Consider the following 23,080-nt stretch of genomic DNA (forward strand, 5'->3'; position numbering starts at 1 on the left):
CTGATATGTGCGGAATCGTCGCTTATGTCGGGCCAAAGGACGCGGCGCCCATCCTGCTCGAAGGGCTCCAGCGCCTGGAATACCGGGGCTACGACTCGGCCGGCCTCGCCGTCGTCAACTCCAGGAGCCTGAAGACGCGCAAGGTGAAGGGACGCGTGGCCGACCTGGCGAGCGTTGTGCCCGCCCGCTTCAAGGGCACGCTGGGCATCGGCCACACGCGCTGGGCGACCCACGGCGTGCCGAGCGACGTGAACGCGCATCCGCACCTCGACATCGAGGAGCGGATCGCGGTGGTGCACAACGGCATCATCGAGAACGCCGACGAGCTGCGCAGCCGCCTGGAGACCGACGGGGCCGTGTTCAGCAGCGAGACCGACACCGAGGTGCTCGCCCACCTCATCGGCCGTACCGTCAAGGAGACCGACTCGCTTGAGGAGGCCGTGCGCAAGGCGCTGAACAGCGTCGTCGGCACGTACGGCATCGCGGTGGTCGACGCGCAGCGGCCCGGGGAGATCGTGGTCGCCCGCAACGGCAGCCCCATCGTCCTCGGGATCGGCGAGAAGGAGATGTTCGCGGCGTCCGACGTCGCGGCGCTGATCCGCTACACCCGGCAGGTCGTCCACCTGGAGGACGGCGAGCTCGCCGTGCTGAAGGCGGACGGGTTCCACACGTTCACCAGCGACGCGCGGGAGACCGCGAAGGAGCCGTTCACGGTCGACTGGGACGCCGGGCACTACGACAACGGGGGCTACGAGCACTACCTGCTGAAGGAGATCTCCGAGCAGCCCGACACCGTCGCCCGCACCCTGCGCGGCCGCATCGACGACCGGTTCCACATCGCCCACCTCGGCGGTCTGAACATGGACGCGCGCGAGACGAGGTCCTTCCGGCGAGTCAAGATCATCGGGTGTGGCTCGGCGTACTATTCGGGGCAGATCGGCGCGCAGCTCATCGAGGAGCTGGCCCGCATCCCGGCGGACGCGGAGCCCGCGTCGGAGTTCCGCTACCGCAGCCCCGTCGTGGAGCCCGACACCCTGTACGTCGCGATCAGCCAGTCGGGCGAGACCTACGACACCCTCGCGGCCGTGCAGGAGCTCAAGCGCAAGGGCGGCCGGGTGCTCGGCATCGTCAACACCGTGGGCAGCGCCATCGCCCGCGAGTGCGACGGCGGCGTCTACCTGCACGCGGGCCCCGAGGTGTCGGTCGCCTCGACCAAGGCGTTCACCTCCACCGCCGTGGCGTTCGCCCTGCTCGCCCTGCACCTCGGGCGCGTACGGGACATGTCCCCCGCCGACGGGCGGCGGATCTGCGAGGGGCTGCGCCGGCTGCCCGAGCAGATCAAGGAGATCCTCACGATGGAGGAGCAGATCAGGGCGCTGGCGATCAAGTACGCCGAGGCCCCCGGGATGATGTTCGTCGGCCGTGTGCGCGGCTACCCGGTGGCCCGCGAGGGCGCCCAGAAGCTCAAGGAGATCTCCTACGTCCACGCCGAGGCGTACCCGGCGAGCGAGCTCAAGCACGGCCCGCTCGCGCTGATCAGCGCCGACCTGCCGACCGTCGCGGTCGTCCCCGACGACGAGCTGCTCGACAAGAACCTCACCACCCTCGGCGAGATCCGGGCCCGGCACGGGCGCATCCTCATGGTCGGCCACCGCACCGCGGACGCGGCCGACGACTGCGTCGTGGTGCCGAAGAACGAGAACGAGCTCGACCCGATCCTGCTGACCATCCCGCTGCAGCTGTTCGCCTACCACGCCGCCGTCGCGCTCGGCCGTGACGTCGACAAGCCGCGCAACCTGGCCAAGAGCGTCACTGTCGAGTGACCGTCGAGTGACTGTCCCTGTCGAGTGACTGTTGAGTGACCTCAGGGCCCTCCGCCGTCCGGGCGTACGGCTCCCGCCTCGCGCGGCGGGCCGTACCCCCGGAGGGCGTCACTCCTTGAAGAACTCCACGAGGGGGAACATCGTCTGCCGGGGGTCCTCGAAGATCGAGGAGTGCCCGCCGCCGACCTCCAGGAGGCGGGCGCCCGGGATGCCCGCGGCGAGCTCCCGCGACTGGGCCAGGGGGATGAACCGGTCCTCCACGGCGGCGATGATCAACGCGGGCACCCGGATGAGGGGCAGGTCGGGCCGCACGTCGATCCGCAGGGCGAAGTCGATCTGCGCGTCGGCGCCGGGGCCCGCGTCGGCGCCGAGCAGGATGACCCGCTTGAGCTGCTCCTCGGACAGCGAGGCCAGGAATCCGTCGGACAGGGTCAGCGTGGCCAGCAGCTTGCCCGTCTCCTCGTCGCCGCGGGCCAGCAGGGTGCGCCACAGCTCGATGTTCATCCGCATCAGCGGCCGTGCCCAGGCGTACCCGACGACGGTGGCCAGCCGGGTGACACGCTCCGGGTGACGCGCCGCCACCCGGATGGCCACGGGCGCGCCGAGCGACGCCCCCGCGACGGCGAACCGCTCCATGCCGGTCTCGGCCGCGGTGGCGACGATCTGGTCGGCGATCACGTCGATGTCGAGCGGGCCGTCCGGCAGCCGGCTGTCACCGGAGCCGGGCATGTTCGGCAGCAGGACCGTGTGTTCCGCGGCGAGCGCGTCCAGCAGCGGAGCCCATGTGGCGGGGCCCGTGCTGCCCGTGCCGTGGATGAGAACGAGACCGGGCCCCGTTCCGCGCACCTCGAAGTCCAAGATGTCGGTCACCTGGCAGAGATTACCTGTGGATGGGGAAATGGCGCCTGCCCCCTGATCGGGCGTCTGCCCTCGCCCGTCTGGTAGATCCGTCCCAAGACGTCCGCTTACGCCGGATATGTGGTCACTAACGGTGATTCGCCATAGTCTGTGCGTGTAACGGGCTCTTCGGGGGGAGGGTGCCGGGCATGCGACGCCGTACGGTGCTCGCTTTGGGGGTGCTGGCCTTGGCGGGGTGCGGTACCACGGCCCCGCCGTTCCAGGGGGAGATCTCCCTGGTGGTTCCGGGAGCGCCCGGCGGATGCGCGGAACGCCTGGCGGGGGAGCTGAAAGCCCTCATCGAGGGACGCCGGTGGGCCCGGACCGTGCAGGTGGGCCACCGCGCCCGGGGAGGCGGGTCGTCCGCCGTTGGCCGCCCCACCGGCCGTGCCGAGCTGATGATCGTCGATCCCGCCCTCGTCGCCGCCACGGGCGGAAGGCGGGCGCTGCTGCCTGACCGCATGGTTCCGCTCGCGCGGCTGGCGGGCCAGTGGGAGGTCATGGTCACCGCGCCCGACTCTCCGTACCGGACCTTCGACCGCCTCGCCGCGGCCCTGCTGCGCGATCCCGCGCGTGTCCCGGTCGGGGGCGGGCCCTCCGCCGGGCCGGACCACATCCTGTACGGCATGACCGCCCTCGGGCTGGGGGCCGACGCCCGGCTGCTCGACTACACCGCCTTCGACGACCGTGCCAGGGCGATCGAGGCCGTCATCGACGGGCGGACGGCGGTAGCCCTCGGCACGGCGCGGGATGTGGCCGGTCACGTCCGCGCGGGCCGTCTGCTGCCGCTCGCGGTCTCGTCGTCCGAGCGGATCGACGGTCTGGACGCGCCGACGCTGAGCGAGTCGGGCGTACGCGTCGTGTTCGCCGACTGGGCGGGACTGGTCGCGCTGGGGACGCCGGGCGGCGGCGGATACGACGCGCTGCTCGACCTGTGCGGTGCCGTGGCCGGCTCGGCCGCGTGGGAGCACTGCTGCGGCCGGAACGGGTGGACGCCCATGTACCTGGAGGGCGACGACTTTCGCCGGTGGCTGGGCGAGGAGACCCGCCGCACCGCGCTCACGCTGCGGGAACTCGGCGTTCATTAGCCGCCGGCTCCGGCATCGGCCGGTCCCTGGTGGGCTCTGGTGGGCTCTGGTGGGCTCTGGTGGGGCTCGCCCCTGGCCGGCCGGTCCGGTGGTGCCGGTGGTGCCGGTGGTGCCGGTGGTGCTGTGGCGCGGTGGTGCTGTGGGTGCGCTGGTGCGGGTCCGGCGTGCGGGCTTCTGCGCCGCGGGGTCGTTCGCCCGGGTCTCGGCCGTGCCGAAGGTGGGTCTTCTCGCTCAGAGATTTCACTTGGGCCACAGGTGAGTTGGGCTCCACCTTTCTCTTTCCAATTTTTCGAACTGGCTAGCGGTTGCCAGGTGACTTTCTGTAGCGTTGCCATTGCGTGACGGAGTGATGGGGGAGGTGTCTCGGTGTCGGTGTTTCATGATCCTGTTGTCGACGGCCCTGTTGTCGACGGCCCTGTTGTCGACGACTGCGTCGATCGACCGGCGTCGGGTCGGCTGGCCCGGGGTCACTCCGTCTCGGATGCTGTTCCCCCGGGTTCCAACCGAGACGTTTCGGCACGGTCGGCACGGTCGGCACGGTCGACGGGATCGGCATGGTCGGCGGCATCACCACGGTCGGCGGCATCGGTGCCGCCGGAGCTTGAGGGCACGTGCCTGGACCCGTCGTATGCGGATTCCCGTGCGGCTCGCGGCGCGGAGTCCGGTGCCGCCGACGGTGCGGCCGGTGACGGCGCTGTCAGCGGTTGTGCTGCCGGTGTTCCAGGCTGGGGGCCGCGTCCGTCGACAGTGGAGTTGCTGCGGATGGCGGCTGAGTGGGCGGCTGCGGAGGTGCCGGACAGCGTAGAGGTGTGCGTTGAGGAGGCGGAGGTGCTGAGCCAGGCGGTGGATCTGCTGGGTTCGGCGATGGCGGGGCGGGTGCATCGGGTGGATGTCACGGGTGGGGCAAAGGAATGTGGACATGCATCCACCGCTTCATGGCTCCGCTCAGACAGACCGAGCACCCCTGATCTGAACGCGGCGGCACCGAGCATGTCAGTGCCGAGCGCCTCAGCGTCGAGCACGCCATCGTCGGGGGTGTCTACGTCGGACGCGGCCATGTCAGGTGCGGCGGAGCCTAGCGAGGCGGAGTCCAGTGCAGCGGTGCCGGGCATGCCGGGAGCGCCGGGGATGCCTGGTGTGCCGGTGGTGGTGCGGCGTGGTCCGGGGATGACGGGTGCGCAGGCGTCGCGGTGGTTGCGGATCTCCGGTGAGGTGGCCCGCCTTCCCCTGGTGAAGGCCCGCTACCGGGCCGGGTCCCTGTCCGGCGGAGCGGTGGACGCCATCACCACGGTGACGGCGAAGCTGACCGACGCGCAGACGGCCGAAGCCGAGCAGATTCTGGTGCAACTGGCCGACAGCGCGACCTGCGCCGAGGTGGCCAAAGCCGGCCGCTACATCCGGGAGATCCTCGACCCCGGCACCCTCGTCGAGGAGTGCGAGGACGACTACGCCTCCCGGTTCGTGCTGCTCCGCCCCTCCAGCACCGGCGGCATGGAGGGTGACTTCCGCCTGCCCAGGGAGGCCGCCGCGCGGCTTCGGGAGTTCATGACCGCCTACGCTCGGCCCAAGGACAGGGACGACGACCGGCCGCTGCGGGTCCGCCAAGCTGACGCGTTCGCGGCGCTGCTCAGTGAGAAGGTCTCCACCGAACTCGTCGTCTTCGTCCGCGCCGAATCCCTCCCCGAAGACATTCACGCCCCTACCGGCACACAGAACCCCGCTCCGGACATGTCACCAGGTGCAAGCGGCATGCCCGGCACGGCAGGTGGGCGCGCTGGCGAGGTAGGTGGCATGGCCGGCGAGGGCCGAGACGGTCCAAACGACGAGGCCGCTCCTCCCGGGGATGGTTCCCCCGACGGCGCGACCGAGCAGTCGTGTCCTGGCGACCCCCGTCCCGACCATGCCGCAGAGCCCGGCCATGGTGCAGAGCCCGGCCATGGTGCGGAGCCCGGCCATGGTGCGGGTTCTGACGATGCCGCATGGTCCGCCGACGGCCTACGCTCCGGCAACCGGGGTGATGGCGTGCCCGCTGCGGCTGCGGCTGCGGCTGCCGCTACCGCACACCCCGCTACCGCACACCCCGCTACCGCACACCCCGCTACCGCACACCCCGCTACCGCACACCCCGCTACCGCACACCCCGCTACCGCACACCCCGCTACCGCACACGCGGACGCGGACGCGGAGGCGCAGGCGGATGGGCGGGCGGAGGCGCAGGCCGCCGGAACGCGCGCTGATGCCTGCCGCACGTGCGGACATACCCCCGACAGGTTGGCTCCGGGCCTGCTGGTCGCGACCGGGCAGTTGCTGCCGGTGAGTGACGTGCACCGGCTGGCGCGGACTTCGCGGTTGACCCGGCTGGTGATGGATGCGAAGGGTCAGGTGCTGGACATGGGGCGTTCGGTGCGGCTGGCCACCCCAGCCCAGCGGAAGGCGCTGCTGGCGCAGTACGCGACCTGCTACTGCCAGGGCTGTCCGATCCCGGCCGACATGGCCGAAGTCGACCACGTCCAGGGCTGGATCGACGACGGCGTCACCAACCTCGACCTGCTGGCCCCCGCCTGCACCTTCCACAACCGCGACAAATTCACCCACCCCCACCGCTACACCACCCACCGCAACCCCGACGACACCAGGACCCTCCTCCACCACCCGAAGGGGCGCCTCACCCGCCAGCCCCGAACCGGCCGGGTTACCCGCCCACCGGGGTAAGGAGGCCGGCGACCGCTCGCGCTGGGGGTTACTTAGAACGTCGACCGGCTCGATAGCGGCGCCACAACACCAATGGCACTGTTCCTAGGGAACCCGCTAGCAGCGGTGAAGAAACGATTCCTGCGGCGACGTCCAATGCTGGCTGGGTGAACGTGTCAGGGATTGGAAGTATTTTTGCGCGGTCAAAAGGCCAAGCGATTACGAAGGCTCGGCCTATGACTTTGTCCATCGGGATCGAGCCGCCGCCGGGATCGTCTGTGTGAAATCGCGAGTCGGACGACAGGGACCGATGGTCGCCCATCACCCACAGCTGATTTTCCGGTACGGTGACCTCGAAGGTCTGAGTCGAGGGCTCGTCCCCCGGATATAAATAGGCCTTTTCGTCAAGTGGAGTGCCGTTAACGGTGATCCGACCTGTGGAATCGCAACACTTCACCGTGTCGCCTGGAATCCCTATGACCCGCTTGATGTAGTCGGTCTCGCTTGGGGCCATGCCGAATTCGGTGCCAACCCAGTGAAATGCCTTGGCGATTGGATTGCTGGGCTCCTGGTACGGAACCTCGATGTCCCAGGAGTCGACGCCTGAGAAGACGACGATATCGCCGCGCGCGATCTCGCGGACGTGATAGACGAGCCTGTTGACCAGTACTCGATCGTTGATGAGCAGGGTGTTCTCCATCGATCCGGATGGAATGTAGAAGGCCTGGGCCACGAATGACTTAATCAGCAATGCCAGGCCCAGCGCCACGACGACGAAGATCGGGAACTCTCGCAGAAACGAGTTCCTCTTGCCTCTGTCGTCCGTTTTGGTCTCCGGGATGTCTTCCGCGACCACATCTACCCCGCTCTCTGTAGGCCAGTGCATGAAAGCACCGCGATGCCGAGCTTCGCTAGTGCTCGCACGAGACTGGACTCGCGGTCTGACTCGGCAGGACGCGTCCTGTGCCGGTCGGTCAGAAGTTGGCCGCTCCGGTGGCGCCGTGGGCGGTCCAGCCGAGGTCGTCGCGGGCGCGGGCGACGGCCGGTTCGCCGCGCTGGCCGCGGCGGGTCACACCGACATCACCCGAGCTCAGGGGAAGTTGTTGCAGCGTGTCGGCGAAGAGGGCTCCCCGGTCACCGAGCTCGCCGAATCGGCCCAGGTCACCAAGCAGACCGCCGGATATCTGGTGGACCAGGTGGAGCGTACGGGCTACCTCGAACGCGCTCCCGACCCCACCGACGCCCGGGCGCGCCTGGTCCGCCTCACCAACCGATCCCTACATCGACGCCGGTGATCTCCCCTGATCTGAGGCGGAGCAGTCCGCGGGGGAGATCACGGCACGGTCCGCCGCCTCGCCGAGCCGTTGTGGGCGCGCTGGTCCATCCATACGGATTTGGGCTTTCATGGGTGGGCAAAGGGCTCATCATGCCGACGAAGGGGGCCGTCGTCCTGTCGACCGTGTGGAACTGGGTGACGCTGGCGATCGCCGTGGTGGCGGCGATCGTCGCGGTGGAGCTGCTGCGGCGGGTGCTGAAGTCGCGCCTCATCGGAGAGCGGTGGGCGCTCGCCGGTCCCGTGGTGCGCCGCTGCACGTGGCCGGGGTTCGCCTCGGCGGTGCTGGCGGCGGCGAGCGCGGTCTACAACCCCGATATGTCCGGCCCCCAGGCCAATGCCCTGGTCCAGCGGCTGTTCACGCTGCTGCTGATCGGATGCGTGACGTGGCTGGTGATCCAGGCCGCGTACGCGGTGACCGACGTGGTGCTCGACCGGCTCACCCAGGTCGAGGGTGCCCGCAACCGGCGGGCCCGGCGGATACGCACCCAGATCACGCTGGTTCGCCGGGTCTCGGCCGCCGTCGTCGTGCTGGTCGCGCTGGGCGCGATGCTGTTCACGTTCCCGCAGGTCCGGGCGCTGGGTGCGGGGCTGCTCGCGTCCGCGGGGATCGCCGGCGTGATCGCCGGCATCGCCGCCCAGTCGACTCTGGGCAATCTGCTCGCGGGCCTCCAGCTTGCCTTCAGTGACGCCCTCAGGCTTGACGACGTGGTCGTGGTGCGGGACGAGTGGGGCCGCGTGGAGGAGCTGACCCTCACGTACGTCGCCCTGCGCCTGTGGGACGAACGGCGGTTGATCCTGCCGGTCTCCTACTTCACCGCCAACCCGTTCGAGAACTGGACGCGGCACGAGAGCCGCATCCTCGGCAGCGTCTTCCTCCGGGTGGACTGGGCCGTACCGGTCGAGGAGATCAGGGCCGAGCTCTACCGGGCGCTGCGCGACAACCCGCTCTGGGACCAGAAGGACTGGACCCTCCAGGTCACCGACGTCACCCCGCAGGGGCTGATCGAGCTGCGCGCGCTGATGAGCGCGGCCGACTCCGCGAGCGCCTGGGACCTGCGCTGCGACATCCGCGAACACCTGGTGGGATTCATCCGGGAGAAGTATCCCGAGAGCCTGCCGCGGCTCCGGATCGACCAGGTCTGACGCCCGGCGCGGGGCGGGATCACGGGGAGTTCGACGCCCGCAGGACGCGGGTGCCGCCCGCGATCAGCGCGGTCGCCAGGATCCACCCCGCGGCGATCAGCCCGTTCGCCAGCCACTGGGTCCAGCCGACCGGCTGCCACGCGCCCCGCTGTTCGAACACGCTGACCGGCACCAGCAGATCGAGGGTGTAGGTGAACGCGTCGAACCGCCGCGACTCGTCCAGACCGATCTGATGAGGCGGCCAGTGGGAGAAGACCGCGGTGCCCGCGCCCAGCAGCAGGGCCACCCACAGCCCCGCCAGCCAGGGGCGGTAGCCGTACCCGACGATCAGATCGAGCACCCGGCCCCACAGCCGGCCGGGAAACCGCAGCGTCCGCCTGCGTGCCCGCTGCTTGGCGAGCAGCACCCGGCGGGCGTCCGCGTCGTGGCCGATCCTCCGGTAGTAGGTGGCGAGTTGCTCGTACGGCTGGGGCCGGTAGCCGTCCGGATCCCGGCGGACCCACGACAGGCGTTCCCGGACCGGCGCCTGCCCCCGCAGTGACTCGTACGTCAGGCCGTTGAGCTGGACGTGCTCGGGGTAGCCGGCCATGCGGTCGAACAGCACGCCGAGCCGCGAATAGTTCAGGTTGACCTCGCCCTCGATGGACGCGGGGAGGAGGATCAGCTCGTCGACCTGCATGTGGCTGAGGTGCAGGGCGCGGTCCTGCGCGGACAGCACGGCCCGGTCGAAGGAGAGCACCCCGCCGATCCTGGCCCCGCGCAACCGGACGGTGCCCCTGGTGGTGAACCCGTGGCTGAACTCGGCGGCCGTCGCCTCCATGTTGTCCGCCTGCACGGCGTGCGAGCCGGGGGAGACGATGACCGCCCGCTGGGCGTGCAGCCCCGTGTTGAACCGGGCGCCGACGAGGCGCAGGCAGCCGGTGGCGTGGAGGTCGCGCAGGAACGCCCCGCCGTCCACGATGAGCCCGCCGCCCCACAGCGCCACCGGTCCCCGCGTCCAGGGCTCCCGCCAGTCGTAGGCGGCGTCCGGGCCGCCGTCCAGGCGCTCGCCCGGCATGGGCCGCGGTGGGCCGGGATCGATCGGGTGCACACGCGCGTGTGTGAGCCGTAACTGCCCGGTGATGTGCGCGTTGTCCAGATAGACGCCCGCCCGTACGGTCGACCCGGCGAGATCGAGGAGTCCGTCGATCGTGGCCCGGCGCGCGGCGAAGCTGCGGATGTCACAGCTCCTCATCCGGACACCCCTGGTCCTGGAGTCGCTCAGGGAGACGTCTCCCCCGAGGTGGCAGCCGAGCAGGTGGATCTTGGATCCGATCGTCGCGTCGGTCAGGTTGAGATCGCCCACGACGCGCGCCCCGGCCAGGCGGACGGCCGCGACCCGGCCGGGCCGGTTCCCGCGCACACCCAGGAGGAGGGCGATGACGACCGAGGCCCGGACCGTACGGCCGCGGCCCCAGGAGCCTCCGGCCGCCGGGTCGTCGCGGGCGCCGTCGCGCAGATCCACCCAGGCGCCCGACGGGTACGCCTCCCACAGCCGCCGCTCGGCCGGGGTCATCCAGCGCACCGGGCGTGATCTTCCCACGGAGCGGACCCTACCTCTCCGCGTGGCACGCGAGGCTTCCGGTGTCCCGATCAGCAGTCGCAGGAACAGCGGTCACATGATCAGCAGTCGCAGGAACAGCAATCACAGGAACAGCCGTCACACGAGCAGCCGTCACAGGAGCAGCAGTCGCCACAGCCCCCGCCGTGCCCGTGGCCGTGGGAGCAGCGGCAGCAGTCACAGCAGTCGGCGCAGTCACAGGAGCAGTCGCAGTCGTTCAGGCAGCACCGCTCGTGCCACGGGCGGTGCCGCTGCGCGCTCCAGGGCGGCCGGTAGAGCCCGCAGGTCAGGAAGGTGGCGCCGCCCGCGACCACCTTGCGGGTCACGCCGGGGCCCGGCACCTCGTCGGGGAAGTCCCCGGGTGGCGGGCCGGGGGTGAAGGGCACGCGGTCCACGGCCCGCCGCGTCTCGTCCCGCAGCAGCGCCTCCACCAGGTGCGGGTCCTCCAGGTCCAGGTCCCGTACGGCGAGTGCCAGGCCGTGCACCGACCGCTCGCAGAGCAGGCGGGCCTCCTCGACCGGCGTCCCGGTGGCGTCGAGCGGGTTGAACGCGCCCCGCGCCCGGTCGGCGGCGAGGTCCTCGACGGCGTCGAGCAGGTGCGCGATCCGCCCGAAGTGGCGTCCGGCCTCCCGGAGGCTCTCGGCGTTGCCCGGTCTGCCCGCGAGGACGGCGGTGTGGGCGAAGGCCGCGGCGACCGCCTCCTCCGTCGGCTCGGTGAGCTGGAGCAGGGCGCGGCCCGGCGCCGCCTCCAGGGCGGCCTGCCGGTCCGCGGCTTCGGTCAGGACGGCGCCGTCGAAGCCGATCGCGCGGGCGCCGTCGCGCGCCGCGGCGGCCCACGACGCCGCGAGACCGCGCAGCGGCGCGCCGGAGAGGGGCCGGGCCGCGAGGCCGTCGCGGTCGGCCGCGTGATCACGGATCTTCCCGGCGGCCAGCGACAGGGACACCACGGCGGCCAGACGGGCGCCCGCCGCCCCGGACGGCACCACCCGGGCGGACCTGAAGCCGCGCAGTGCGCAGGGCCCGGCCTTCCGGCGGCCGGCGCCGCCCGGGATCTGCGCCTCGGTCAGGACCGAGAGGATCAGCCCGTCGTAGTTGGTCGCGGCTCTGGCCGCCTGCCCGTGCCGGTCCCGCAGGGTCAGGCAGAGCCCGCACAGGTGCGCGCGCCAGGCGTCGTGAAGGGAGGGACACGAGTGACGGGCGCACGGCTGGAGGATCCCGAACATCAGGCTCCTTGGGGGGTCGCGCTGTCGGGATCACCCCGTTTCGGGGTGATTATGTCACCGAAGTGGAGGGAGGGGCGCAGGGCGGAGTGGCGGAAACTTTCCTCGGGACACGTCCGCCCCCCTCATTTGGGACAGCGGCTAATAAAGACCTGCACCCTGCCGCAAAGGTGGCGGTCCGGTATTGGTGACTGCTCTTTCCCTGGCCCGCGCGGCGGTAGATCGAGACTTACCGGAGGGCCGTGTGGCACGGCCGCCGGGCGGTGCGAACGTTCCCCGCAGGGCGTTCCCCTCGATTCTCTTGAGATGCAATATAGGCATAAACGGGACTCGCAGTGGTAATGACCCTGTGAGGTGTGTGATGTCGCAGAATCCATTCGCCAGGCTCGTCCGATGGCTCGGGCTCGACAGGAATCCGCTTCGGCGCCGGTGCGACCGGGTCGAGGCGGTCGTCAGGCTGGCCGCGGTCATCGGCGTGGCCGTCGCGCTCGTGGTCGGCGTGTTCGCCGGCATGCGCGAGTACGGCCGCGGAGTGCGGACCGAGGCGCAGCAGGCCCACACCCGCCATCAGGTGAACGCGACCCTGATCGAGAACGTCACGACCCCCCGGCTGTCGACGGCCGGCGCCGCGGTGGGGCACGCGCAGGCGCGCTGGAAGGCCCCGGACGGCATGGAGAGGGTCGGGACCGTCGACGCCTCGCCGAACAAGCGCATGGGCGACGTCGTCAAGGTATGGACGGACGACCACGGGATCATCACGCCTCGCCCGCAGGATCGGGAGACCACGGTGGTCTCCGCGCTGACGGTCGGGACCGGCATCCCGCTGGGTGTCGCGGCCTTCCTGTCCCTGGTGGTCGTGGCCACCCGATCGGTCAACCAGTGCCGGGCGCGCCGCGTGTGGGAGGCGCAGTGGACCGTTGTCGAGCCCATGTGGCGGATCAACGGCCGCTGATCCCGGGCGGGGCCGGGCGGGGTCAGCGCTCGACGATCTCGTTCTTCCCGATGACCACGACGCCGCTGTCGGTCACCGTGAACCGCTGGCGGTCGTAGTCCAGGTCGAATCCGATGCGGGCGCCGTCGGGGATCACCACGTTCTTGTCGATGATCGCGCGGCGGACGATCGCGCCCCGCCCGACCTTCACACACCCCATCAGCACGGAGTCCTCGACGTGGGAGTGCGAATGCAGCACCACGCCGGGAGACAGGATCGAGCGCAGGGCCGTGCCACCCGAGACGATCACGCCGGGGGAGACGAGCGATTCGAGGGCGTGCCCGATCCGGTCGCCGTCGTTGTGCACGAACTTGGCCGGCGGCAGCGGGTCCTGCCCGGTGTAGATCGGCCATCGGTCGTTGTAGAGGTTGAAGACCGGGTGGACCGAGATGAGGTCCATGTGGGCGTCGTAGAACGCGTCGAGGGTCCCCACGTCGCGCCAGTAGCCGCGGTCGCGCTCGGTCGACCCCGGCACGACGTTGTGGGCGAAGTCGTAGACCTCGGCGCCGCCGCTCTTCACGAACATCGGGATGATGTTGCCGCCGAGGTCGTGCTTGCTGCCGGGGTCGAGAGCGTCCTCGCGTAGCGCCTCGATCAGGGACTGGGTCCTGAAGACGTAGTTGCCCATCGAGGCGTACACCTGGTCGGGGGCGTCGGCCAGCCCGACGGCGTCCTTCGGCTTCTCCCGGAACGCCACGATCCGGCGGCCGGCCGGGTCGGTCTCGATGACGCCGAACTGGTCGGCGAGCTGCAGCGGCTGCCTGATCGCGGCGACCGTCACGTCCGCGCCGGAGTCGATGTGCTGCTCGACCATCTGCCGGGGGTCCATGCGGTAGATGTGGTCGGCACCGAAGACGATCACGTGGTCCGGCAGCTCGTCGTAGATCAGGTTCAGGTTCTGGAACAGTGCGTCGGCCGAACCGGCGAACCACCGGGGGCCGAGCCGCTGCTGGGCGGGCACCGGTGTGACGTAGTTGCCCAGCATGGACGACAGCCGCCACGTGCGGGAGATGTGCCGGTCCAGGCTGTGGTTCTTGTACTGCGTCAGAACCACTATCTGCAGGTAATTGGCGTTGGCGAGGTTCGAGAGGACGAAGTCGATGAGCCGGTAGATGCCCCCGAAGGGGACGGCGGGCTTGGCCCGGTCCGCGGTCAGCGGCATCAGCCGCTTCCCCTCGCCACCCGCGAGCACGATAGCCAGGACCTTCATAGCCAGGACCTTAACCTGCCGAACCCCGAACAAACACCTGAAGCACGGCTAACCCGCACGTTGTATCCGATCCGATGACTCTAAGCTCCTCATATGCGCGTCGATCTGCTGAGCCGGGAGTATCCGCCCGAGGTGTACGGCGGAGCCGGAGTCCACGTCGAGTATCTGGCGCGGGAGCTGCGCCACCTGACCGATGTGCGGGTGCGGTGCTTCGGCGCACCCCGCCGGGAGGAGGGCGTGCGCGCCTACTCCGTGCCGGGCGGCCTGGCGGAGGCCAACGCGGCCCTGCAGGTGCTCGGCGTCGACCTGGAGATGGCCGCCGGGTGCGCGGGTGCCGACGTGGTGCACAGCCACACCTGGTACGCCAACTTCGCCGGGCATGTGGCGAAGATGCTCTACGGCGTCCCCCACGTCATGACGACACACAGTCTGGAGCCCCTGCGGCCGTGGAAGGCCGAGCAGCTCGGCGGCGGCTACGTCCTGTCGTCGTGGGCGGAGCGCACGGCCCTCCAGTCGGCCGACGCGATCGTCGCCGTTTCCGAGGGGATGCGGCGCGACGTGCTCACGGCCTACCCGGAGATCGCCCCGGAACGGGTCCAGGTGATCCACAACGGCATCGACACCGAGGAGTACGCCCCCTCCCGCGGCACCGAGGTTCTGTCCCGGCACGGCATCGACCCGGCCCGGCCGTACGTGGTCTTCGTGGGGCGGATCACCCGGCAGAAGGGCCTGGTCCACCTGCTGCACGCGGCCCGGTCGTTCGATCCCGACGCCCAGCTCGTGCTGTGCGCCGGCGCCCCCGACACCCCCGAGATCGCCGCGGAGGTGACCGCGCTGGTCGAGGAGTTGTCGGCCAAGCGGGAGGGCGTGATCTGGATCTCCGAGATGCTGCCGCGGCCCGAGGTCGTCCAGATCCTCACCCACGCCACGGTCTTCGTCTGTCCCTCGGTCTACGAGCCCATGGGCATCGTGAACCTGGAGGCGATGGCCTGCGAGACCGCCGTCGTCGCCACGGCGACCGGCGGCATCCCCGAGGTGGTGGCGGACGGGTCGACCGGGCTGCTCGTGCCGATCGACCAGGCCCGTGACGGCGAGCCGCGCGACCCCGGGCGCTTCGCCGCCGACCTCGCGGAGCGGGTCAACGCCCTGCTCGGCGACCGGGCGAGGGCCGAGGAGATGGGACGCGCCGGACGCCGGCGGGCGATCGACCACTTCTCCTGGCGGCGGATCGCCGAGCGCACTCACGAGCTCTACGCGACGCTGACGGGCTCCTGACCGGGGAGGATCCCGGGAAGGATCATCGTGACGCCGGGAGGCGTGCGCCCCTCGCCGAGGCCCGCGAGCGCCGCCGGGGCGTCGCCCAGCCCGATCGTGCGGGTGACCAGCAGGCCGGGCCGCAGGACGCCGGAAGCGATCATGCCGAGCATCGCCGGGTAGGCGTGGGCGGCCATGCCGTGGCTGCCCACGATCTCCAGCTCGTACGCGATCACCCGGCCCATCGGCAGCGCGGCGCCGTGGGGGAGCAGGCCGACCTGGACGTGCTGGCCCCTCCTGCGCAGCCCGAGGACCGAGGCGGCGCAGGTCGCGGCGTCGCCGAGGGCGTCGAGCGAGACGTGCGCGCCGCCCCCGGTGATCTCCCGTACCCGCTCCGCGACGTCCTCACCGACCTGGCCGGGGCGGCCGGGCCACGCGGCCGGAACGGCCAGGACGCCCGCGGCGGCCCCGAGCCGTTCGGCCAGCTCCAGCGCGGCGGGGGAGACGTCGACGGCGACCACCCGCGCGCCGGCCGCGACGCCGATCATCACGGCGGACAGTCCGACCCCGCCGCAGCCGTGCACGGCCAGCCAGTCGCCCGGCCCGCACCGGCCCTGCGCGATCACCGCCCGGAACGCGGTGGCGAAGCGGCAGCCGAGGCTCGCCGCGGTGGTGAAGGACATGTCGTCCGGCAGCCGGATCAGGTTCACGTCGGCGTGGTCGATCGCCACCCGCTCCGCGAACGACCCCCAGTGGGTGAACCCCGGCTGCGTCTGCCGTTCGCAGACCTGCTGGTTGCCGGTGACGCACTCGCGGCAGGTCCCGCAGGCGCAGACGAACGGCACGGTGACCCGGTCGCCGGGGCGAAAACCGGCGACCCCCGCGCCGACGGACTCCACCACGCCGGCCAGCTCGTGACCCGGCACGTGGGGGAGCGCCGTGATGTCGGAGTCGTGCCCCATCCAGCCGTGCCAGTCGCTGCGGCACAGGCCGGTGGCCTCCACCCGGACGACCGCGCCGCCCCGCGAGGGCACGGGCTCCGCCACCTCGCACACCCCGGGCATCGCGCCGAACGCCTCGTAGATCACCGCACGCATCACAGAGCCTCCTTCGCTCACGCCGCACGCAACGCTAGCCCCGGGCGCCCGCCGGCCGGGAAAGGGGGTGCGCGGGCCGGTCGCCCGCTCAGTACGCTGGTCCGGTGATTGCGATCGACCAGGTCCGGATGGCCTTCACCGACCGGCACGGCGGCGTGAGCGACGCGCCGTACGGCACCCGCAACCTCGGCGGCGCGGTCGGGGACGCCCCGGCGGCGGTCGCCGAGAACCGGGCGAAGACCGCCGCGGAGTTCGGCCTCGACGAGGTCGTCTTCATGCGGCAGGTGCACGGAACAGACGTGGCGTACGCGACCGCCCCGTACGAGGGGGAGCCCCCGGCCCTCGACGGCGTGTTCACCGACCGGCCGGGGCTGGGCGTCGCGGTCCTGGTCGCCGACTGCGCGCCCGTCCTGCTGGCCGACCCGGCGGCCGGTCTGGTCGGCGGGGCGCACTCGGGCCGGCCGGGCACCGAGGCCGGGGTGGTGCCCGCGCTCGTCGAGGCGATGGCCGCGCGCGGCGCCGAGCCCTCCCGGATGGTCGCCGCGATCGGCCCGTCGGTGTGCGGGCTGTGCTACGAGGTCCCGGCCGAGCTGCGGGACCGGGTCGCCGCCCGGGTGCCGGAGACCTGGTCGGCCACCCGCCAGGGCACCCCCGCGCTGGACATCCGGGCGGGCATCGCGGCCCAGCTCGTCCGGGCGGGAGTGACCGACGTGCGGCACGACGGCCGCTGCACGATCGAGACGGCAGATCTCTACTCCTATCGCAGAGAGGGGCGCACCGGCCGTTTCGCCGGTTTCGTCTGGCTCCGAGGCTGATCTTCGAGCCAGCCATCAGCCCGGATCCTGAGCCCGGATCATCTTTTCCGTTCCGTGATGTTCCACTGATCGTCCTCGGGGTAGTCGCGATCCTCCGAGGGCGTCCCGCCCACGCCGGTCCGCGACCCGGCGGGGGCGGGGCGTCCCCCTGGCGGGCGAGACGAGGAAGGGACATGGGAACCGCGACACCGGTGCCGGAGACCACGACCATGAGCGGCGACGAGCTGTCCGCCGACGACGCGTACGCCGCCATCAGGAGATACGGCGGGTGGCACCTCATCCGCGACTCCTACACCCGCTTCAGGTACGGGGACGGCGTCAGCCACGCCCGCGCCCTGGCCTTCCAGATCTGCCTCGCCGTCATCCCGGGGGCCATCGCCGTCGTCGGCCTCAGCTCCGTCCTGCACCAGGAGGATCTGGGGCGGGTGCTGGAACAGACGCTGCGCCGCCTCACGCCGGGCGCCGGTTCCCAGGTCGTCCAGGAGACGCTGGCGCGGAGCCACAGCGAGGCGGGAGCGGGCGGGTCGCTGGCGCTCTGGTCCGGCCTGATCACCGCCGTCGTGTCGCTGACCACGGCGATGGGCCAGTTCGAGCGCGGGGTCAACCGCATCTACGGCATCGAGCGCGACCGGCCCTTCAAGGAGAAGTACGCCAGGGCGCTGCTGATGGCCGTGGCGGCGGGGGTGCCGATGAGCGTGGGCTTCGTCGTCCTGGTCGGGGGCGGGGCGGTCGCCGAGGCCGCGGCCGGCGCCTACGGCTGGAGCGACACCGTCCGGGCGCTGTTCGGGTGGCTGCGGTGGCCGGTCGGCTTCCTGCTCGCCGTCCTGTCCATCTCGGTGCTGTTCCGCTCCTCGCCCCGGCGCCGCCAGCCCGGGCACACCTGGCTCGCCGTCGGCGCGACCGTCGCCGTCCTGCTCTGGATGCTGCTGACCTGGCTGCTGGCCCTCTACACGGCGAGCAGCGGCACCTTCGGCACGATCTACGGACCGCTGACCGCGGTGATGGCGCTGCTGCTGTGGTCGTTCCTGAGCTCGACGGCCCTGCTCCTCGGGCTGGCCTTCTCCGCGCAGCTGGAGGCGTGCCGGGCGGGGCGCGGCGACCCCGTCCTGCCGGACCCCGGCCCCGGCTCCCCCGAGCGGGCGGAGCGGCGGCCCGCGGTCGGAACGGCGGGCGCCCGATGAGCTCGTGGTTCCGCGGGCGGCTCGACCCCGGACGGAGGCTCGGCCTGCGCCTCACGGTCGCCACGGGAGCGCTCACGCTGCTCGGGGTGCCGTTCATGTTCCTGCTGGTCCTGGTCAAGACGGCGTTCCCCCCGCTCACCCGGATCGACGAGCGGGCGGCGCTGACCCTGCACGGCTACGCCTTCCTCCATCCGGGGTTCGCCCGGGCGATGGAACTGATCACCAACGGCTTCCAGCCGCTGACCTGGCGGATCGTGGTGGGGGTCGGGTGCGCCTGGCTGCTGTGGCGCCGGGCCTACCATCTGGCGATCTGGGCGGCCACCACGATCACCGTCGGCGGCCTGCTCGGCCTGGCCGTCAAGGTGATCGTCGACCGGGCCCGGCCGGTCCTGCCGGACCCCCTCGCGCTCGCCCCCGGCGCCTCCTTCCCCTCGGGGCACACGGTCAACGCGACGCTCGGGGCGGGCATCGTGCTGCTGCTGGTGCTGCCCTTCGCCGGGACGGGCGGACGGATCGTCGCCTGGACGTTCGCGCTGCTGATCCCGGTCGCCGTCGGCTTCAGCCGCATCGCGCTGGGCGTGCACTGGTTCAGCGACGTGGTCGCCGGACTGCTGCTCGGGGTGGCGGTGGTGGCCGCCACGGCCGCGGCGTTCGAGACCTGGCGCCGAGACCTCGGCCGGCGGCCGGCCGAGCCGTACAAGGAGGGCGTCGGGCCGGAGGCGCGGCGCGAACTGTCCGGAGGAGGGCGAGTTGGGCGGCGATCGTGAACGGATCCGCAGGGACGCGACTCCACGTGCGGCGGTCGCGGAGGCCGCGATGGTCGCGATGGAGACCGCGCGGCGCGTCCTGCCGTGGCTGACGGCCATGGCACTGGTGACACTCGGGCTCGGGGCGCTCATCACGAAGGTGCTGGCGCACTCCGCGCTGATCGCGGGGGACGAGGAGATCAGCCGGGAGATCGCCGCGGACCGCACGCCTCTGTGGAACCAGATCACCCATTACGCGTCGCTGCTGTCCGACACGCCGGTGATCGTCGTGCTGACCGCGGTCGCGGCCGTGATCTTCCGGCTGGCCTTCCACCGCTGGCGGGAGGCCGTCTTCCTGGCCGCGGCCGTCTGCGCGCAGTCCGCCATATTCCTGCTGGCCACTGTGTTCGCCCAGCGTGCCCGGCCGCACGTGCCGCACCTCGACCCCGCGCCGCCCACGTCGAGCTACCCCTCGGGGCACACCAGCGCCGCCGTCGCCTTCTACTGCGGGGTCGCGGTCGTGCTGACGCTGCACACGCACCGGCACCGGATCCTGAACGCGCTGTGGTGGCTCGCCGGAGCCGGAGCCCCGCTGTCGGTCGGCGCGGCGCGCATCTATCGCGGCATGCACCACGTGACCGACGTGGGCTGGGGCCTGGTGCTCGGCGTCTTCTGCGTGGCCGTCCTGGCACGGGCCATCCTGCTACGGCCCCGCCGCGCCGTCGCGGCGGGACACCGGACCGGCGACGCCGGGCACAGGGCCGAAGTCACCACGGGCTGAGCCTGTTGTCAGCGTCGCTCCTGCCGGGAGCCGTCGCCCGCCGGGGACCTCAGGCGGACTGGCGGCCGCGGGTGAGGCGGCAGGCCTCCGCCCAGCGCACCGGATCGACGGACGTCTCCTCGGCCGGATCGCCGTGGAGCAGGGCCCGGCAGTCGGCGATGGCGCCCGCCAGGAGATCGCGCAGAAGCGGGTCGGGGTCGGGCACGCAGGCCTGCGCGATGCCGCGGACCGCGAGCTGCACCGTGTTGGGCGCGGCGTACCGGCGGAATCCCCGCGCGGAGATCCGCAGGCCCCGGCCGAACGTCTGGGCCCAGTGCGCGGCGTCGGGCACCTGCTCGAACGCCGCGCGGCTGCGCGCCTCGAGCCCCGCGGGCCGGCCCTCCACCTGCGCGAGCACATGTTCGGCCGACAGGATCGACACCGCCATGGCGAGCTGCCGATCATGCGCGACGACCGGAAGCGCGGTCGTCGCGCACCGCAGCGCGATCCGCGCGTCCAGCCGCGGGTCGTCGCCGGTCAGGCCGATCACCGACGGGACCAGCTCGGCAAGGCCCGGCCGGGCGTCGTCGGAGATGTGATCGTTGACGAGGCGCGCGAGACCGGCGAGCAGCGGGTGCGTGCACGACGGATGGTCGCTCCACCGCTCACCTGCGAGGTAGGACGCGAACTCCATGAAACAGGCGCCCTTGCTGGGACTGCGATGCTTCCCACGAGAGAGCATCGGCATCATCGGAGGCATGTGACTGTGCACGAGCTACTCCAAGAAGTCGCCCTTCATGTCTCTTTCAGTGTGCGCTCGGCGGAGGGCGTTGAGAAGAACCCCGGGGCGTCTTCTCGCCTACTTCGATGGCGGGAGCCTGGCCTGCCTGATGGTTCCGTACGAGGAGCAGGAAGAGTTCGTCGACGATCGAGCGGATGCCTGCGGTCGTCGGGCGCTTGAGGTCCATGAGCAAGTCGGTGCCGCTGTGCGTGGTGGGCGATACTGGGATTGAACCAGTGACCTCTTCCGTGTCAGGGAAGCGCTCTCCCGCTGAGCTAATCGCCCTCGGTGCCAAAGCGCGGCACACGATCGAACAGAGGTGGAGACGGGATTTGAACCCGTGTACGCGGCTTTGCAGGCCGCTGCCTCGCCTCTCGGCCACTCCACCGAGCGAGGCCCGGGAAGACCTCTGAGAGCGGAAGACGGGATTCGAACCCGCGACCCTCACCTTGGCAAGGTGATGCTCTACCACTGAGCCACTTCCGCGTCCGCCTCGCGGCGACGTCGCTACTGTATCGGGTTTTCCACCCCGGTGTGTACTCGAAATGGCGCGCCGGTGGCCTTCCGGAAGACGCGGTCGGCTCCGCGCTCGACCGCGGGCAGCGTCAGGAAGATCTCCAGGATCCGGGTGAGCCGGTGCACCTCGGTACGGTGGAAGGCCGATCCCTCGGTCCGCGCGAGCGTCAGCGTCAGCGCGAGCGGGGGCAGCGGCGCCGTGATCACGTGCACGCCGGACGGCAGGGTGGCCGCCGCCGGCCGGGGCGGCGTCTCGTCGGGGAGGGGCACGTCGGCGGGCGCCCGCCAGCTGGAGTAGACGACCGTCCGGGGCTCCCGCTCGGTCGCGGCGGCGGCCCACTCGGCGCTGAACAGGACGGGAATCGAGTCGATCAGTGTGGCCAGCGCCCGATCGCCCGCGGTGGTGAGGAACTTCAGGATCTCCAGCTCGGGATAGGTCCCCGGTGCCTCGCGGGTGGCCCAGACACCGTCGACCGTCACTCCGTCGACGCCGCGCAGCGCCTCGATCAGGTGGTCGCGGGGAGCCGTGTCCGGCCAGTAGACCGTGAAGTCGTCCAGCGCCCGGCCGTCGCCCCGGTCCAGCACGGTGACCTGCGTGATGTCGGCGCCGGCCGATCCGAGCGCCCGCGTCACCTGTCCGAGGGAGCCCGGCCGGTCGGGCAGGTCGATCCTCAGCCGCAGCAGCATGCCTGCCTCCAGATGCCTCGTCCGGATGTCTCGTCCGGATGTCTCGTCCAGATCAGGTTAACCAGGGCAAAAGCCGCACGTCCAAGCTCGTTGTCCCGCCCACGCGCCCCGGGCGGGAGAATGGACGGATGAAAATCGGCACGTACGACGTCTGGCCCCCCGTGGTGCTGGCTCCCATGGCCGGCATCACCAACATCGGCTTCCGCACGCTGTGCCGGGAGCAGGGCGGCGGCCTGTTCGTGTCCGAGATGATCACGTCCCGGGCGCTGGTCGAACGGGTGCCGCTGACGTTCCAGATGATCCGTTTCGGCGAGCACGAGACCCCGCGGAGCATCCAGCTCTACGGTGTGGACCCCGCCATCATCGGCAGGGCCGCCAGGATGATCGCCGAGGAGGACCTGGCGGACCACATCGACCTCAACTTCGGCTGCCCCGTGCCCAAGGTCACCCGGCGAGGCGGCGGGGCGGCCCTGCCGTACAAGCGGAACCTGCTGCGCGCCATCCTCCGGGAGGCCGTCGCCAACGCCGGGTCCCTGCCGGTCACGATGAAGATGCGCAAGGGCATCGACGACGACCATCTGACCTACCTGGAGGCCGGCCGGATCGCCGTGGGCGAGGGCGTGGCCGCGATCGCGCTGCACGCCCGCACCGCGCGGCAGCACTACGGCGGCACGGCCGACTGGGACGCCGTACGGCGGCTCAAGGAGGCGGTGCCCGAGATCCCCGTGCTGGGCAACGGCGACATCTGGAGCGCCGACGACGCCCTCCGGATGGTGGCGGAGACCGGCTGCGACGGTGTGGTGATCGGGCGCGGCTGCCTCGGACGGCCGTGGCTCTTCCGCGACCTCGACCGCGCCTTCGACGGGTCACCGGAACGCGCGCGGCCCACCCTGGGAGAGGTCGGCGCGATGATGCTGCGCCACGCCGGGCTCCTGTGCGAGGTGATCGGCGACGAGCGGCACGGCCTGGCCGACTTCCGCAAGCACGTCGGGTGGTATCTGAAGGGCTTCGTCGTCGGCGCGGACAGCCGCCGGGCCCTCACGTCGGCCGGCACGCTCGCCGAGTTCGCCGAGCGGGTCGCCGAGCTGGACGCCGGCCAGCCCTGGCCGGACGAGGCCGACGGCCCGCGCGGCAAGAGCGGCGAGCGGTCGAAGGTCGCCCTGCCGCACGGCTGGCTCGACGACCCGGACGACACGGCCGTCCCCGGCGCCGGAGCGGAGGACGCCACCTCGGGCGGCTGAGCC

At 71.5% G+C, this 23,080-nt stretch carries 20 protein-coding genes and 3 tRNA genes; 12 read left to right on the forward strand and 11 right to left on the reverse strand.

All coding sequences use genetic code 11. The features are described from left to right. The first annotated feature begins 5 nt into the window (after positions 1 to 5). On the forward strand, positions 6 to 1,823 hold the full coding sequence (gene glmS, locus JOL79_RS18560; RefSeq protein WP_210157083.1) for a glutamine--fructose-6-phosphate transaminase (isomerizing): 1,818 nt from the start codon (positions 6 to 8) through the stop codon (positions 1,821 to 1,823). A 108-nt stretch (positions 1,824 to 1,931) separates the two neighbouring features. Here glmS and JOL79_RS18565 read toward each other — a convergent pair whose 3' ends face one another. Then, a complete protein-coding gene (locus tag JOL79_RS18565; protein ID WP_210157084.1) occupies positions 1,932 to 2,693 on the reverse strand; it encodes an alpha/beta fold hydrolase in 762 nt (253 codons plus the stop codon). A 176-nt stretch (positions 2,694 to 2,869) separates the two neighbouring features. On the opposite strand from JOL79_RS18565, the gene JOL79_RS18570 reads away from it, so the two are divergent. Both JOL79_RS18570 and JOL79_RS18575 read left to right on the forward strand, forming a co-directional pair. Continuing rightward, a complete protein-coding gene (locus JOL79_RS18570) occupies positions 2,870 to 3,808 on the forward strand; it encodes a Bug family tripartite tricarboxylate transporter substrate binding protein (RefSeq protein ID WP_210157085.1) in 939 nt (312 codons plus the stop codon). 1,128 nt (positions 3,809 to 4,936) lie between these two features. Beyond that, positions 4,937 to 6,520, forward strand: a complete 1,584-nt coding sequence (locus JOL79_RS18575) for an HNH endonuclease signature motif containing protein (RefSeq protein ID WP_210157086.1) — start codon at positions 4,937 to 4,939, stop codon at positions 6,518 to 6,520. A 28-nt stretch (positions 6,521 to 6,548) separates the two neighbouring features. Here the strand turns inward: JOL79_RS18575 and lepB are convergent, their stop codons facing one another. After that, positions 6,549 to 7,385 carry a signal peptidase I gene (gene lepB, locus JOL79_RS18580; protein WP_210157087.1) on the reverse strand — a complete coding sequence of 279 codons (837 nt, stop codon included), beginning with the start codon at positions 7,383 to 7,385 and terminating at the stop codon, positions 6,549 to 6,551. Between the two features lie 115 nt (positions 7,386 to 7,500). On the opposite strand from lepB, the gene JOL79_RS18585 reads away from it, so the two are divergent. Further along, positions 7,501 to 7,794, forward strand: a complete 294-nt coding sequence (locus JOL79_RS18585) for a MarR family transcriptional regulator (RefSeq protein WP_307848600.1) — start codon at positions 7,501 to 7,503, stop codon at positions 7,792 to 7,794. 131 nt (positions 7,795 to 7,925) lie between these two features. Beyond that, positions 7,926 to 8,978, forward strand: a complete 1,053-nt coding sequence (locus tag JOL79_RS18590) for a mechanosensitive ion channel family protein (RefSeq protein ID WP_230985002.1) — start codon at positions 7,926 to 7,928, stop codon at positions 8,976 to 8,978. A 19-nt stretch (positions 8,979 to 8,997) separates the two neighbouring features. Here JOL79_RS18590 and JOL79_RS18595 read toward each other — a convergent pair whose 3' ends face one another. Both JOL79_RS18595 and JOL79_RS18600 read right to left on the reverse strand, forming a co-directional pair. Then, positions 8,998 to 10,560, reverse strand: a complete 1,563-nt coding sequence (locus tag JOL79_RS18595; RefSeq protein WP_307848601.1) for a hypothetical protein — start codon at positions 10,558 to 10,560, stop codon at positions 8,998 to 9,000. An 80-nt stretch (positions 10,561 to 10,640) separates the two neighbouring features. Continuing rightward, the gene (locus JOL79_RS18600) at positions 10,641 to 11,801 is read right to left on the reverse strand and encodes a DUF5685 family protein (protein ID WP_210157089.1); all 1,161 of its coding nucleotides are present in this window, start codon (positions 11,799 to 11,801) and stop codon (positions 10,641 to 10,643) included. A 358-nt stretch (positions 11,802 to 12,159) separates the two neighbouring features. Between JOL79_RS18600 and JOL79_RS18605 the strand changes: the two genes are divergently transcribed. Continuing rightward, entirely contained in the window at positions 12,160 to 12,750 is a 591-nt protein-coding gene (locus tag JOL79_RS18605; RefSeq protein ID WP_210157090.1) for an Rv1733c family protein, read from the forward strand. 22 nt (positions 12,751 to 12,772) lie between these two features. Here the strand turns inward: JOL79_RS18605 and glgC are convergent, their stop codons facing one another. Beyond that, complete coding sequence (gene glgC, locus JOL79_RS18610) at positions 12,773 to 14,032, reverse strand: glucose-1-phosphate adenylyltransferase (RefSeq protein ID WP_269143853.1); 1,260 nt, start codon at positions 14,030 to 14,032, stop codon at positions 12,773 to 12,775. A 60-nt stretch (positions 14,033 to 14,092) separates the two neighbouring features. Between glgC and glgA the strand changes: the two genes are divergently transcribed. Further along, positions 14,093 to 15,274, forward strand: a complete 1,182-nt coding sequence (gene glgA, locus JOL79_RS18615; protein WP_210157092.1) for a glycogen synthase — start codon at positions 14,093 to 14,095, stop codon at positions 15,272 to 15,274. Here the strand turns inward: glgA and JOL79_RS18620 are convergent. Further along, positions 15,250 to 16,350 (reverse strand): zinc-dependent alcohol dehydrogenase family protein, encoded by a 1,101-nt coding sequence (locus JOL79_RS18620; RefSeq protein WP_210157093.1) that lies wholly within the window; start codon positions 16,348 to 16,350, stop codon positions 15,250 to 15,252. The genes glgA and JOL79_RS18620 overlap by 25 nt on opposite strands. Before the next feature lie 128 nt (positions 16,351 to 16,478). On the opposite strand from JOL79_RS18620, the gene pgeF reads away from it, so the two are divergent. From pgeF to JOL79_RS18640, 4 genes are all read left to right on the forward strand, one after another. Next, a complete protein-coding gene (pgeF, locus tag JOL79_RS18625) occupies positions 16,479 to 17,165 on the forward strand; it encodes a peptidoglycan editing factor PgeF (RefSeq protein ID WP_210157170.1) in 687 nt (228 codons plus the stop codon). Positions 17,166 to 17,338: 173 nt separating this feature from the next. Beyond that, positions 17,339 to 18,346 (forward strand): YihY/virulence factor BrkB family protein, encoded by a 1,008-nt coding sequence (locus JOL79_RS18630; protein WP_210157094.1) that lies wholly within the window; start codon positions 17,339 to 17,341, stop codon positions 18,344 to 18,346. Then, positions 18,343 to 19,113, forward strand: coding sequence for a phosphatase PAP2 family protein (locus JOL79_RS18635; RefSeq protein WP_210157095.1), 771 nt, complete (start codon positions 18,343 to 18,345; stop codon positions 19,111 to 19,113). The genes JOL79_RS18630 and JOL79_RS18635 overlap by 4 nt, the downstream gene beginning before the upstream one ends. Next, positions 19,097 to 19,873, forward strand: a complete 777-nt coding sequence (locus JOL79_RS18640; protein WP_210157096.1) for a phosphatase PAP2 family protein — start codon at positions 19,097 to 19,099, stop codon at positions 19,871 to 19,873. Before JOL79_RS18635 ends, JOL79_RS18640 begins: the two co-directional genes overlap by 17 nt. A gap of 49 nt (positions 19,874 to 19,922) precedes the next feature. Here JOL79_RS18640 and JOL79_RS18645 read toward each other — a convergent pair whose 3' ends face one another. From JOL79_RS18645 to JOL79_RS18665, 5 genes are all read right to left on the reverse strand, one after another. Next, positions 19,923 to 20,546: a hypothetical protein gene (locus tag JOL79_RS18645; protein ID WP_230985003.1), complete on the reverse strand. Its 624-nt coding sequence runs from the start codon at positions 20,544 to 20,546 to the stop codon at positions 19,923 to 19,925. Between the two features lie 297 nt (positions 20,547 to 20,843). After that, positions 20,844 to 20,918 (reverse strand) — tRNA-Val (locus JOL79_RS18650). A gap of 32 nt (positions 20,919 to 20,950) precedes the next feature. Beyond that, positions 20,951 to 21,021, reverse strand: a tRNA-Cys gene (locus tag JOL79_RS18655). 26 nt (positions 21,022 to 21,047) lie between these two features. Beyond that, positions 21,048 to 21,119, reverse strand: a tRNA-Gly gene (locus JOL79_RS18660). 21 nt (positions 21,120 to 21,140) lie between these two features. Further along, positions 21,141 to 21,836 (reverse strand): ACT domain-containing protein, encoded by a 696-nt coding sequence (locus tag JOL79_RS18665; protein ID WP_210157097.1) that lies wholly within the window; start codon positions 21,834 to 21,836, stop codon positions 21,141 to 21,143. 128 nt (positions 21,837 to 21,964) lie between these two features. Here JOL79_RS18665 and dusB point away from each other — a divergent pair, with 128 nt between their 5' ends. Further along, positions 21,965 to 23,077, forward strand: a complete 1,113-nt coding sequence (gene dusB, locus JOL79_RS18670) for a tRNA dihydrouridine synthase DusB (protein WP_230985004.1) — start codon at positions 21,965 to 21,967, stop codon at positions 23,075 to 23,077. Positions 23,078 to 23,080 lie beyond the last annotated feature (3 nt).

The sequence above is a fragment of the Microbispora oryzae genome (assembly GCF_017896165.1).
Classification (GTDB): Bacteria; Actinomycetota; Actinomycetes; order Streptosporangiales; family Streptosporangiaceae; genus Microbispora; species Microbispora oryzae.